The organism is Variovorax sp. Soil_C_12, from assembly GCF_057657375.1.
In genome coordinates this window covers 599,277-611,935 of record NZ_JBDGIO010000002.1, presented here as the reverse complement: position 1 = coordinate 611,935, position 12,659 = coordinate 599,277, and the positions used below count along the sequence as shown (strand labels likewise).

General features: G+C 65.9%; 12 protein-coding genes and 1 pseudogene. 7 read left to right on the top strand and 6 right to left on the bottom strand.

Going from position 1 to position 12,659, the window contains the following annotated elements; translation table 11 throughout:
* Positions 1-317: 317 nt before the first annotated feature.
* The 5 genes from AC3A6X_RS07925 to AC3A6X_RS07905 are packed head-to-tail and all read right to left on the bottom strand — an operon-like array spanning position 318 to position 4,763.
* Positions 318-1,187 carry an alpha/beta fold hydrolase gene (locus AC3A6X_RS07925; protein ID WP_487841661.1) on the bottom strand — a complete coding sequence of 290 codons (870 nt, stop codon included), beginning with the start codon at positions 1,185-1,187 and terminating at the stop codon, positions 318-320.
* An 8-nt stretch (positions 1,188-1,195) separates the two neighbouring features.
* Positions 1,196-2,311: a flavin reductase gene (locus AC3A6X_RS07920; RefSeq protein ID WP_487841660.1), complete on the bottom strand. Its 1,116-nt coding sequence runs from the start codon at positions 2,309-2,311 to the stop codon at positions 1,196-1,198.
* A gap of 10 nt (positions 2,312-2,321) precedes the next feature.
* Entirely contained in the window at positions 2,322-3,350 is a 1,029-nt protein-coding gene (locus AC3A6X_RS07915) for an LLM class flavin-dependent oxidoreductase (protein WP_487841659.1), read from the bottom strand.
* On the bottom strand, positions 3,347-3,715 hold the full coding sequence (locus AC3A6X_RS07910; protein ID WP_487841658.1) for a VOC family protein: 369 nt from the start codon (positions 3,713-3,715) through the stop codon (positions 3,347-3,349). The genes AC3A6X_RS07915 and AC3A6X_RS07910 overlap by 4 nt, the downstream gene beginning before the upstream one ends.
* 16 nt (positions 3,716-3,731) lie before the next feature.
* Entirely contained in the window at positions 3,732-4,763 is a 1,032-nt protein-coding gene (locus AC3A6X_RS07905) for a Bug family tripartite tricarboxylate transporter substrate binding protein (RefSeq protein ID WP_487841657.1), read from the bottom strand.
* A 157-nt stretch (positions 4,764-4,920) separates the two neighbouring features.
* On the opposite strand from AC3A6X_RS07905, the gene AC3A6X_RS07900 reads away from it, so the two are divergent.
* The 4 genes from AC3A6X_RS07900 (at position 4,921) to AC3A6X_RS07885 (ending at position 9,431) form a co-directional block, all read left to right on the top strand.
* Positions 4,921-5,646, top strand: coding sequence for an IclR family transcriptional regulator (locus AC3A6X_RS07900; protein WP_487841656.1), 726 nt, complete (start codon positions 4,921-4,923; stop codon positions 5,644-5,646).
* Positions 5,647-5,910: 264 nt separating this feature from the next.
* Positions 5,911-6,915, top strand: coding sequence for a Bug family tripartite tricarboxylate transporter substrate binding protein (locus tag AC3A6X_RS07895; protein ID WP_487841655.1), 1,005 nt, complete (start codon positions 5,911-5,913; stop codon positions 6,913-6,915).
* Positions 6,916-6,963: 48 nt separating this feature from the next.
* Complete coding sequence (locus AC3A6X_RS07890) at positions 6,964-8,385, top strand: MmgE/PrpD family protein (RefSeq protein ID WP_487841654.1); 1,422 nt, start codon at positions 6,964-6,966, stop codon at positions 8,383-8,385.
* Between the two features lie 38 nt (positions 8,386-8,423).
* Positions 8,424-9,431, top strand: a complete 1,008-nt coding sequence (locus AC3A6X_RS07885; RefSeq protein WP_487841653.1) for a 2-dehydropantoate 2-reductase — start codon at positions 8,424-8,426, stop codon at positions 9,429-9,431.
* Positions 9,432-9,574: 143 nt separating this feature from the next.
* Here the strand turns inward: AC3A6X_RS07885 and ltrA are convergent, their stop codons facing one another.
* Positions 9,575-10,705 (bottom strand): group II intron reverse transcriptase/maturase, encoded by a 1,131-nt coding sequence (gene ltrA, locus AC3A6X_RS07880; protein ID WP_487841652.1) that lies wholly within the window; start codon positions 10,703-10,705, stop codon positions 9,575-9,577.
* 772 nt (positions 10,706-11,477) lie between these two features.
* Here ltrA and AC3A6X_RS07875 point away from each other — a divergent pair.
* The 3 genes and pseudogenes from AC3A6X_RS07875 to AC3A6X_RS07865 all read left to right on the top strand — a co-directional run bounded on the left by AC3A6X_RS07875 (position 11,478) and on the right by AC3A6X_RS07865 (position 12,646).
* Positions 11,478-11,714 (top strand): phage integrase N-terminal SAM-like domain-containing protein, encoded by a 237-nt coding sequence (locus AC3A6X_RS07875; protein ID WP_487841651.1) that lies wholly within the window; start codon positions 11,478-11,480, stop codon positions 11,712-11,714.
* A gap of 100 nt (positions 11,715-11,814) precedes the next feature.
* Positions 11,815-12,111: pseudogene (locus tag AC3A6X_RS07870) on the top strand (ABC transporter substrate binding protein); the annotation flags it as partial.
* A gap of 28 nt (positions 12,112-12,139) precedes the next feature.
* Complete coding sequence (locus AC3A6X_RS07865) at positions 12,140-12,646, top strand: SDR family NAD(P)-dependent oxidoreductase (protein ID WP_487841650.1); 507 nt, start codon at positions 12,140-12,142, stop codon at positions 12,644-12,646.
* The last annotated feature ends 13 nt before the right edge of the window (positions 12,647-12,659 follow it).

The window sequence follows — 12,659 nt, the reverse complement described above, 5'->3', positions numbered from 1 at the left end:
ATTTAGTCATCGTGTCGACACCTGCGTTCCGCTTCGCCTTCGAAAGCGACTGGCGCTCGGCGCCCATGGCGTTCTGTGTCCACGTTCCCGACACGGTTGCTTCGGAAGCTTGGGTCCCCCCGGCACGTGCCATTCCACATAAGGGCTTCCCGGCACTCCGCGTCGATGCCGGTGAGTTCGAGCTCGTCTTCACTTTGCCTGGGCAGCTCGCTCATTGCATCGAGGTCCTCTCGACCAAGCCATTGCCAACCTCCCGGCAGCTATCTTTGAAGCGCGGCACCACCGCCGGCCCGAAACGATGCTCGCGCCATCTTCTTTCAAGCGATGATGCTACGGCGCACCAGGTCATTGAAGGCGACAGGCGCCTCCAGCTTGGGCATATGGCCGACGCCTTCGAGCCGGTGGTAGGTCATGTCAGAACGCGCCGCCCGCAGCACAGCCGCGTGCGATTCCTCCGGCGCAAGCGTGTCGTCGCGCCCGACGATCACGGTGAGCTCAGCGGCGATCCCCGGCAGGAGCTTGGGCGTGTGGACGGTGAATAACATGTTCATCGCCTGCTGCCATCCCGCCGGCGTGACCGCGTCGCGCAGCCGCAGGGTGTGCGCGCGCGCCGAGGCGGCCACATCTGGCGACAGAAGCTTGTCGGCAATGCGTTCGCGATCCTGGGTGAAGCTGGCAAGTCCCACGCGCAACGCCTCCTGCCGCGCGGCTTCGCGTTCTTCGACCGGCCGGTCGTAACCTCGGGCGGTGTTGGGCGCGGACAGCACCAACGCCTTCAGCGGGATGCCGGCAGAGTGCGCAAAGGCCGCGGCGACGACGCTGCCCCATGAACTGCCGACGAGGCCTGCCAGTTGCCTGATACCAAGGACCTCCAGCATGGCCACTGCCGCATCGACGTAGCGCGAACACTCTGGCTGAGGGTCGGCCAGGGGCGTGCTGCCGCCAAAGCCCGGCGCGTTCCAGGCGATCACGCGCCAGCGCGACTGCAGCCCCGCGAGTTGCGCGCGGTAGCCGGCGGAACTCGACCCGATGCCATGCATGAGAAGCACGGCAGGCCGCTCCGGTGCTCCCGCTTCGCGATACTCGATGACGCCGCTTCCGTCCGCGAAGACGGGCGATCGCACCCGAACGGCGCGAGGTTCGGGCAAGGGTTGCGCGAGAAGCTTTTCGTCTTCGAAACTGAACATGGGGCCACCTATCGCGCTGCCACCATGCCGGCCGCCGCAGTGCTGGCATCGTCCTGGTACCCCAGCCGTTCGGACAGGTCCCGCGCCGTGCGCTTCAAGGCCAGCGCGAGCGAGCTGCCGGCGCCCGGAAAGCGTTCGGCACCACCGATGGCGGTCAACGCAATGACGGCATGGCCGCTCGAATCCAGCACCGGGACGCTGATGGCATCGACCAGTCGAGTGCTTCCGTAGAAGGCGCCGGGCGCGCGGATCGCGAGGCCCTGCGTGCGAACCTCGTCGAGCAGCCGTTGCATTTCCACGTCGTCCACGGGGCCGCCATTCTGTTCGGCCGCGTTGTAGTCGAGCTCCGCGTCGACCAGCCAGCGGGTCGCCTCCGGCGGCAAGTAGGCCGCCATCGCGAGGCCGGTCGCGGTCGAGGTGACGCGCAGCGCGAGACCCATGGGGAGGCTGTCGCTGACCGGTGTGCGCGATGGCTGCCATGCCGTCACGGTTGGCCCATGGTTGCCCCACACGGCGAGGGCCATGGTTTCGTTGAACTCCTCCGAGAGGCGCGTCATCGCGCGTGCGCCGATGCGGGCCGCGTGCAATTGGGACTGCACGGTGCCGCCCAGACCGGGCGGCGCCTTGCCGAGGTCGTGTGCATCGGCAACCAGGTACTGGCCGCCGCCGAACACCAGCGGCCGGCGTGCGTTGCGGCGGAAGCCGCGGACTTCGCCAACGAAGATCACATGGTCCCCGCCCGGAATCTTCGACTCGACCGTGCATTCCAGCCACGCGCTGCAGCCGCGCAGCAGCGGCACGCCGCCTTCGCCGGCGTCGATCTCCACGCCGCTGAACTTGTCGATACCCGAGGTGGCGAAACGGTTCGACAGCTCGACTTGGTCTTCCGCGAGGATGTTGATCGCGAAGCGGCCGGCGACCGCGAATGCGGGGTGGCTGGGTGCGCGGGCCGACTGGCTCCACAGCACGAGCGGCGGGTCCAGCGAGACGGAGCTGAAGGAGTTCGCGGTCAGGCCCCACTGGCGGCCTTCGGCATCGATGGTCGTGACGACGGTGACACCGGTGACGAAGGCGCCTAGCACCCGGCGCAGTTCCTTTCCGTCGAAGCGCGGTTCGGTGGACATGGCGCGCACCTCAGGCCGTGGCCGACTCGATCTCGCACAGGGCCGGCATGACCTCGGCGGCGAACCGGTGGATGGACGCGACGGCGTCCGCGTGGGGCATGCTGCCGAACACGAAGCTGCCGATGAGGTAGTTCAGGTTGCCTTCTTCCAGCTGGTGGGCGAGCTGCGTGCGCACCGTGTCGGCCGAGCCGGCGACGGCGTGGCCCGTCGCGAGGAGATCGTCGAATCTCGGCGGCAACTTGGCGTTGGTCGGCTCGGTGCCGTGCTTGCGCCAGAGCTTGATGAAGTTCTCGTAGAAGATGGGCCAGGCCTGGCGGCCGAGCGCGAGCGCGGCCTCGTCCGATTCGCCCACGACGATGTAGCGGTTGACGCCCATCAGCGGCTCCCCGGCGCTGTCGCCGTGGGCCCGGCTCCATTCCGCGCGGAAGCGGTCGGTGATGGCGCGGATGCGGGCCACGGGGCCGCCGCAGACGATGTTCATGCCCTGCTGCGCCGGCCACACCGTCGATTCGGGCGACGAGAGGGCGTACCACACCGCGGGGTGGGGGCGCTGCAGCGGCTTCATCTCGACCGGCACGTCGTCGAACTTCCAGTACTTGCCGTCGAAGTCGAGCACATCGGTTGCGAAGAAGCGCTTGATGATCTCGAAGGATTCGGCGTAGCGCGCCTGCGCATCCGCCGCGTCCACCCCGAGCGCCGCCAGCTCATGCGGCGAAGCACCCTTGCCGATGCCGAACTCGAAGCGGCCGTCGCTCATGTGGTCGAGCATGCAGATCTCTTCCGCGAGCCGCATGGGGTGGTGCACCGGCAGCAGGTACACCAGCGGGCAGATTCGCAACTGGCGGGTGCGCTGAATGAGCGCCGCCGACAGAACGCTCTGCGACGGCGTGGTGCTGAGCGGGGTCGCATGGTGTTCGCTCATGTGATAGCAATGGAAGCCAAGCTTGTCGTAGAGCTCTGCGAGCTGCATGCGCTCCTCGTACTGTTGCGCGAGCGGCCGGCCGCTGCGGTCGTTCTGGTCGAAGATGCCGAATTTCATGGCTGGCCTTTCAGTGGGGTCTTGGAGAAGACCTGGAAGGGATGGCCTTCCGGGTCGGTGAAGCTGAGGACGGCGCCGTGCGCGCCCATGTCGCGCTGCGCGACAAGGCGGCCGCCGGCGGCGGCGACGGATGCACCCACGCCGTCGAGGGTGTCCGCCTCGAAGACGACGACGCTTCCCGCGGCGCCGGGCGCGGCCTCGGCGGCGCTGCTCAGTGCGAAGTTGGTGTGGCCGACGCTGAACTGCGTCCAGCGATCGGCGTCTCTGAACTTCGGCTGCATGTTGAGCACGTGGCCATAAAAGGCTTGCAAGGCGTCCAGGTCGCGCACGACGGTGTAGACGCTCTGGATCTTGTAGATGGTCATTCGCGATGCCTCGCGTCTATTCGGGCTTCACGCCGGCATCGGCGATGAGCTTCTTCCAGCGCGCAGCCTCGGCTCGGACGAAGGCCTTGAAACGGGCGGGGTCGCTGTCGGAGACGGGTTCGAATCCGAGCTCGCGCAGGCGCGAGGATGTGGACGGGTCCACCACCGCGGCGCGCAGATCGCGGGCGATCTTCTGCACGACGGCCGGTGGCGTGCCCGCGGGCGCCAGCACGCCGAACCAGCCAACCGCATCGAGACCCGGAACGCCCGTCTCGCGGAAGGTCGGCACATCGGGCATGACGGTACTGCGGACGGGCGCGACGACGGCGAGCGGCCTGATCTTTCCCGCGCGAACGTGGGGCCCGCCCGTGCCAACGGACACGAAGCTTGCGTCGATGGCGCCGCCGAGCAGGTCCTGCAACGCAAGCGCTTCGCCCTTGTAGGGCACGTGCAGCAGTTGCAGTTTTTGCGAACGCTTCAGCGCCTCGCCGTAGATGTGATAGCTGGACCCGGTGCCGAAGGAGCCATAGGACAGGGGCTTGGCGGAGTCCTTCGCGGCGGCCTCGAAGTCGGCCAGCGTGCGGATCGGCGAGTCGGCGCGCACCGCGAGGAACACCGGTGCGTTGGCGACCTGCATGACCGGCGCGAAGTCGCGCTCCAGCTCGTAGGGCACCTTCGCGAACACCGCGGGTGCCTGCACCAGCGCCGTGAAGGCGAACAGCAGCCGGTGGCCGGAAGACTCGCCGCGCGCCACCGACTCAGCACCGATCACGCCCGTGGCGCCCGGCTTGTTGTCGACGATCACGGGTTGCCCCCATCGGCTGGAGAGCACTTCCCCGAACTTGCGCGCCACGATGTCTGTGCCGCCGCCGGCGGGGCCGGGCATCACGAAGGTGAGGGGCTTCCTCGGAAACTGCGCTTCTGCGGTGTCGTCCTGCGCAAGGCCAATGCCTGGCAACAAGCCCAGCGCCGCACCTGCGATGACCGCACGCCTGCCAGGATCAGGCCGTTCGTGCGCGGGGGCCTTCTCGATGAACCAGTTCTTCATTCATGTCTCCATTCATCATCGTTGAACCCATGGTGTATTGTTGTATTATGGGCGCCGACATCGAGGCCTGTCAATCAGGCGTCGTAAACTCGATCACCCGAGCGACGGCGAGAACATGGAAGAGAAAAACGAGCGACGCGGCATCCAGTCTGTGGAAGTGGCCTTCAAGGTCCTGCTTGCATTGCAATCCAGCCGGCAGGCGTTGCCTCTCAAGGAAATCGCTGCGCGCGCAGAGATGACGGGAAGCGCCGCCAACAACTACCTGGTGAGCCTGGTGCGTACCGGACTGGCGGCAGCCGACGAGAAGCCGGGCCACTACAAGCTCGGCCCCGCGTCCTTGCGCCTCGGCATGGCGGCGGTGGGCCAACTCGACGGCTTCGACCTGATGCGCCTGGAGGTGGTGGCGCTGCGGGATGCCACGAAGCACAACGCCGCCATGTCGGTGTGGACCGCCGATGGCCCGGTGAGCCTATTCAAGCAGGATGGCGAGATCCGCAGCGCGTTCGAGATGCGCACCGGGCTGATCGGCATCCTGGCCACCGCCGCGGGCAAGATCTTCGTTGCCAGCCTGCCCGCCGCGGACACTCGCCGCCACTTGCAGCAGGAAGCCCGCGCCGCCGGCATCGATGCGCAGACCTTCCGCGCGGACGCTGAACACGAACTCGCGCGCACAGGCTATGTGAGCATGGAACGCGCCGACGGTACTGGGTATGCATCGCTTGCCGCACCGGTGCGCGACTGGACAGGTGAAGTGCGCTTCGCACTCAGCCTTGTCGGCTCGCGCAGCACGCTGGACTTGCGGCCGGGCGGCGCGCATGTGAAAGCGCTGCTGGAAAGTTGCGCCCGGGCCACCACGGCCCTGGGCGGCGCCGCACGCGCCTGAGGCGCGGCCTCCGCGCACCTCCCACGCGTCCGAGACTGGACGCACCACCAAGCCGCTGCCGCGCCAGCGCGCCGATCCGAAGACGCCAAGTTGGCACGTCTTCGACGTGGCGGACGGGGCACGTCGAACTTGACATCTGCTGTGGCACGCGGATAACATTCAACCAATAACTACACATTCAACTATGTTGATAGTAGATCATCAACGAGACAAATCCATGGGCGAGCCCGAGCGCCGCGAAGCATGGAATCCCAAGGAGCCGCCGTGAAATCTGAAACCTTCCTCGCGAGCCGGCGCTCATTGCTGCTCGCCGCCTTCGCGCCCCTGCTCGGTACCGTGCATGGCACGGCGCTGGCCCAGCCCGGCCGCAGCTATCCCACGAAGCCGGTGCGCATGCTCGTGGGCTTTCCGCCGGGCGGCAGCACCGACATGGTGGCGCGCATCATTGCGCCCGCCCTGGCGGAGAAACTGGGTCAGCCCGTGGTCGTCGAGAACAAGACGGGCATGGGCGGCGGCATCGCGATCGACGCAGTCGCCAAGTCCGCGCCAGATGGCTACAACCTCGTTCTCGCCTCGTCGGGCGGGCTTACCGCGCATCCGTCGCTCTACAAGAACCTGCCCTACCACCCGACGACGGACTTCGCACCCGTCAGCCTGGTGGGCAACACGCCGTTGCTTCTCGTGGCCAACGCGCAGCTTGCGGCCAGCAACGTCACCGAGCTCATCGCTCTAGCCCGCAAGGAGCCCGGCAAGCTGAGCTACGGCTCCGGCGGGCAGGGCACGGCCTTGCACCTGGCGGGAGAACTCTTCAAGTCGATGTCGGGCACGGACATCGTGCACGTGCCCTACCGGGGCAGCAGCCCCGCACTGGTCGCCCTCATGGGCGGCGAGATACCGCTCGCCTTCATGGACACCGGCACGGCCATCCCGCAGATCAAGACCGGGAAAATCAAGGCCATCGGCTCGCTCGGAAAGACACGCTCGAGCGTCACGCCCGACATCAGGACGCTGAGCGAATCGGGACTGCCCGGCTATGACGCCAGTGGCTGGTTCGCCGTCCTGGCCCCGGCCCGCACGCCGGAAGCCATCGTGCAGCAACTCAACGGCGAACTGGTCGCGATGATGGCGAAACCCGACATACAGGCACGGCTCGCGCTGACCTATCTCGACGCCGCGTCCAGCACGCCCAAGGCCCTGGCCGAGCTGATCCAGCAGGACACGGCCAAGTGGTCGAAGATCATCAAGAGCGCGAACATCACGCTGGAATGAGCGCGCATCGCGCCAGACCGGCGCGGGCAACGAACATCGGAGACGACAGTGCAAGAAGTCCTGGCTGACCTGGCAAGCTTCGCGAGCGGCATCCGCTACGATGACCTGCCGTCGAACGTGGTGCACGAAACGAAGCGAATGCTGCTCGACAGCATCGGTGTCGCACTCGCCGCGCAATCCATCGACAAGGGGCGCATGTGTACGCAGGTCTCGCAGCGCCTCGGCGGCGGCGCCGAGGCGACCATCCTGGGCGCGCGCGGCAAGGTGTCGAGCAGCAATGCCGCGCTGGCCAACGGCGAACTCATTAATGCGCTCGACTACGACGCGTTGTTCATCCCCGGCGGCCATGTTGCGCCCTACGTGGTGCCAGCCATCCTCGCGATGGCCGAGGCGCAGGACGCCTCGGGCAAGGACCTGATCCTCGCGCTCGCCGTGGGCACGGAGATCGCCATGCGCGTGACGCGCGGCATGTCGCCGATGGTCCAGACCATCCGCGACGACGAAGGCCGCCAGACCTACCGCTGGACGGACCCGTACGGTGGCTCGCGCTACAACCTCGGTGCGGCGGCCGGCGTTGGCAGGCTGCTCGGCCTGGATGCGGGCAGGATGACCCACGCGCTCGGCCTGTCCGGCCACCACACGCAGGTGCCGACCCATTCCAAGCTCTCCTATACCCTTCCCGCGCCGATGTCCAAGTACGGCACGGCGGGATGGCAGTCGACCGGCGCCATCGTCTCGGCCTTTCTGGCGGAGGCGGGCTATGAAGGCGACACCACGCTGTTCGAAGGGCCGAGCGGGTTCTGGCGCTTCACGGGTTCCGAAGTCTGGATGCCGGAGAAAGTCTTGCCGGGACTGCGCGAGGAATGGGCATTGCTCGAGCAGCAGTACAAGCCCTATCCCAGTTGCCGAGTGGTGCACACCTGCCTCGACCTGTTCTACGCGCTGCTGGCGCAGCACCGCTGGCTACCGCGGGATATCGGGAAGATCCGGATCTTCACCTCCGCCTACGGCGAGAAGCCGCACCTGCAGAACAGGAACGTGCGCAACGCGATCGATGCGCAGTTCAGCGCGGCCTACAGCATCGCGATGGCGGCGCACGGCGTACCGATCGGCGTGGAATGGCAGCAGGACGATGTCATCCACTCGCCGCAGGTGCATGCCTTCATGCAGCGCGTGAGCTGCGAAGTGCACCCCGAATACACACGCAATCCATTGGCCGACAAGCTGATGATCCTCGGACGCATAGAGGTCACCGCCGGCGCGCACACGCATGTCGCGGAGGCTTCCTTCGCGCGGGGCACGCCCCGGCCCGGCTTCGAACTCACGGACGACGAGTTGCGCGGCAAGTTCGTGCACAACGGATCACGGCTGCTGACGCCGGCGCAGCTGAACCAGGCCGCCAACGCCGCGCTGGGGCTGGAACGGCTGGACCGCATCGGCGAGCTGATGCGGCACCTCGTTCCCGCGTAGCGGACGCCCGACCCGCGGCTCATTCAGGTTGTCGCACGATGAAGATATGTGTCTACGGCGCAGGCGCCATCGGCGGCCTCATCGCGGCCCGGCTGGCGCAGGTGCCTGGCGTCGATGTGAGCCTGGTGGCCCGTGGCGCACAGCTCGATGCCGTTCGCAAGAGCGGCTTGCGGCTTCTCGAAGGTGCATCGCAGCGCGTCGTGGCCGTGCATGCTACGGACGATCCTCGCACGCTGGGCGCGCAGGACTATGTCTTCGTCGCGTTGAAGGCGCAGCAGTTCACAACGGCGCTCGACGGAATCGCCGCGCTGCTCGGGTCCGACACCGTGGTGGTGCCACCGACGACCACCATTCCCTATTGGTATTTCCATGGCCTGCCGGGCGCCCACGAAGGGCGCCACATCGAAGCCATCGACCCCGGACAGAGGCAGTGGGATTGCATCGACCCCGCGCGCGTACTGGGGTGCGTGTTCCGCGTTGCCGCGGAAAGCGTGGAGCCGGGCCTCATCCGGCAGAACGGAAGCTACGCGCGGCTGCCGATCGGCGAGCCGGACGGCACGCGGTCGCCGCGCGCAGCGCGGCTGTCGACCGTCATGACCGAGGCGGGTTTCGAGTCGCCGGTGGTCCCCGACATCCGCGGCTGGCTGTGGCACAAGATGATCAGCAGCCTCTGCTGGAATCCGCTTGCCGTTCTCACGCAGGCGACGTGGGGCAAGCTGGCCGGCCAGCCGCGGGTCCGCGCGCTCGCGCTTCGCATGATGCAGGAGGCCGATGCCGTCGCCACCGCGCTGGGAGGCCAGCCGCCGATCTCGATCGACGAGCGCATGGCAGCTCCGCTTTCGGCGCCGCAGCACAAGATGTCCATGCTGCAGGATCTGGAGCGTGGCCGCCCGCTGGAGTATCAGCCGATCGTCGAGTCGCTCGTGGCGATGCGCGAAATCGCGGGATTGAGCACTCCCACCATCGACGAGATCTACGCGCTGCTGAGCCTGCGCGCTGGCGATCATTCACAAGGTCATCCGCCAGATCCGCGCGGCCGCGGATGAAAAGGATTCGCTCGATCCGATGTACGACCGCTTCAGAGCGAAGGCTACAGCCGCTTCGGGCCCAAGGATAGGGGTAGGAAACGGCTCTCGCCGTCCCCTCCCTCCGAACCCGCTGTGCAGTTCTCCCGCGACGGGCTCTCCAGTCAGTTGTTTCCGCACCGGGATTGGCGCGCCAATTGATGGGCTGCGGATAGCGTGAACAGCCCAAGATTAGCGAAGAAGGAATTTGGCCATCGTTTGTGATCGTTAAGACATCGTCCCTGACCCGGTCGGTGTTTCTGTTTTCGCAACATCGCCCGCAGTCGACGCCGAACAAAGCCGTCGATTGACGAGAATGTGTACCGGTGGGCCTGTTTGAAGTAGGCGTACCAACCCTTCAGGGTCGGGTTGAGCGACGCGATCACACTCTCGATGGACCCGCCGTGATTGCGGGGCGTCCGGGCACGAACTTTGGCCCGTAACGCCATCAAGCTTTTCGCGCGCACCAACCGCCGCCCGGCTTCAAACCGGTACCCCAGAAACTCGAACCCTTGCCCTGCCTCCCGGCAATCCCCAATGTGGGTCTTGTCGGGATGTAGCCTCAGGCCGTTCGCACTCACCCAAGCACGCAAACGAGCGAGCGCGGCTTGCGCTTCCTCTCGACTGCGACACAACACCACGGCGTCGTCTGCGTATCGCACCATTACCAACCCGGCTTCGCGCATTTCTACGTCCAGCTCGTGAAGGTAAGCGTTCGCGAGCAAGGGGCTGATTACTGCCCCTTGAGGACTACCGGAGATCGGCGTCCACCGCTTCAAGTCTTCCATGATGTCTTGCTTGAGAAAGCCCTGGATGAGTTCCAGCACGTGACCGTCCCCGATACGCTCTCCCACTTTCGTGAGAAGGGGGTCATGTGGAATCGTGTCGAAGTAGCTTTGCAGGTCCGCATCCACCACCCAGAAGTAGCCCGCTTTCAAATGCCGGTCCACTTCGCGCAGCGCATCCTTACAGCCCAAACCTTGCCGGAAGCCATAGCTTCTGGGCTCGAATTCGTGCTCAAAGATGGGCTCGATGACCAGCTTCAGCGCCGCCTGAACCACGCGGTCTTTTACAGCAGGTATGCCGAGCGGGCGCTGCTTCTTGCCCTTGGGTATGTAAACACGCCGTACCGGCAACGGGCAATAACTCCCGTCCCGCAGCGCTTGCGCCAATTCAGCCAGATAGTGATGCCGTCCTTGCGCGAATCGCTCCACGCTCATTCGGTCCACCCCAGCCGCCCCAGCGTTCTTCGCCACCTGGATCCATCCAAGCTCCAGCGTTTCAAGGCGATAGACTTATCGATCAAACTGTACCATTTACCTCCTTGAACTCCTCTTTGTAGAGCAGCCAACATAGCTTCTGTCCAGATTGGAGCTGGCACGAATTTCCGCTGCACGCAGCTTCCCAGCACGCCTGCATCTTGTTTAGTCGTTGCCGACACTGTCGATGCTTCAATTGTCATATCTCTGCTCCTTTCCGGTCTTCAGCTATCAACCTTCCTGCCCCACTTCCCTAATGCGCCTTTTGCTCTGACACATTTCTCCACGGTTCAATTTAATTTCCCCGTGATCGGTACTATTGGGACTCTGACTCCTGCCAGCGTTCACCGCACCGGCAGGTCTCCCCGCTTATCTCGTGCCATCTTCCTGTCGTTCCGTCCTCAACCACGTGGTACGCCACATCACCGCTTTAATCGCCACGCCAGCGTGATGCATTGCTTCCAGGCTTCGCCACTTTAGTGCAGGCTCGCCGCCATACCCCGCCGAAACAGGTTCGTCATCCTACGGACCGACATTTCGCTTCCAGTTGCTCCCCACCTCGCCTCGCGACGACGCAGTTACCTTCAGCTACGGAGCTGCGGCCAACTCCGACAGGGACTTTCACCCTGCAAGTGGCACGCCTTCACGGGCGCACACTAAACCGCTGCCGCGGTAGCCCGCCGCCAAGACCACGGAGTCTTCAGTCATCGCGTCCCTGTCTATGTTGGGTGCGAGGCAATCGGCCTCGTCCTTCGACAGGAGCACGACCATGATCGCATCCACCCAAGCCATCTCACCTTTGCGCCAGCGCATGCTCGACGACATGCGCATGCGCAAGCTTCGACCCAGGACCCAGACCGGCCACATCCGTGCCGTGCGATACCTCGCCGCCTTCCTCCAGCGTTCCCCGGACACCGCCACCGTGGGGGACCTCCGGCGTTCCCTTCATTGCCCCCAGGGCTCTCTGCATCACGATTCCGTAATCGCTGCTGCCGCGCGCCGATGAGGTGATCGAATGAGCACACGCCGAACGCTGATCTGCGCCATCGCAGGCGCGCTGCTCGCCGCAGGGCGCGCCGGCCGCGCCCAGACGCCCGGCAAGGTCTATCGCATCGGCTGGCTCAGCAGCGGTCCGTGGGCCGGCACGCCCGGTCGGGTCGGGGTTCGTCGCGAGCTTGGCCCGGCCCGGCGGCAACGTCACTGGCCGGGGCGGACTGGGCCCCGGGGGGCACGCGAAGCAACTGGAGCTGCTCAGGGAAGTAGTCCCGAAAGCGTCGCCCATCGCGAACCTGTTCAATCCAGCGCTCTCGTTCCATGCGGCAATCGCTGCCGAAGTCGAGCCGACGGCGCGCAGTGTCGGCGTCACGCTGCGACCGATCGAGCTGCGTTCGCCCGACGATATCGACGCCGCATTCGCGACGCATTCGAGGGGTGGGCACCCTGCTCGATTTCGAGCCCGAAGCCTGGCGGCGCGTTCTGTCCGTCAATCTCGATGGGACGTTCAACGCATGCCAGTTCTTCTCTCGCGCGGTGCGCGACAGCGGCAAGCCTGGCGCGATCGTGAACATCACGTCGGCGGCGGGGATCATGGGCGTCCCGAACCGCTTCGGCTACGTCGCGTCGAAGTTCGGCGTGTCCGGCATCACGCGCGCGATGGCGCTCGAACTGGCATCGCTCGGCATCCGCGTCAATGCCGTGGCGCCGGGCATGATCCGCACGGCCATGACCGAGGTCATGTTCGAAAGTGCAGACAGCCAGAAGATGATTCGCGCCGCCCACCCGCTCGGGCGCGAAGGCGCGCCGGAAGAAGTGGCCGCGGCCATTGCCTTCCTGCTGTCGGAGGATGCGAGCTTCATCACAGGCGTGGTGCTGCCTGTCGACGGGGGCCACACCACCGGCACGCCGCCGGTGCAGCCTCCTGCTGCTGAGCGCGCCTGAACATCGTTCGGGG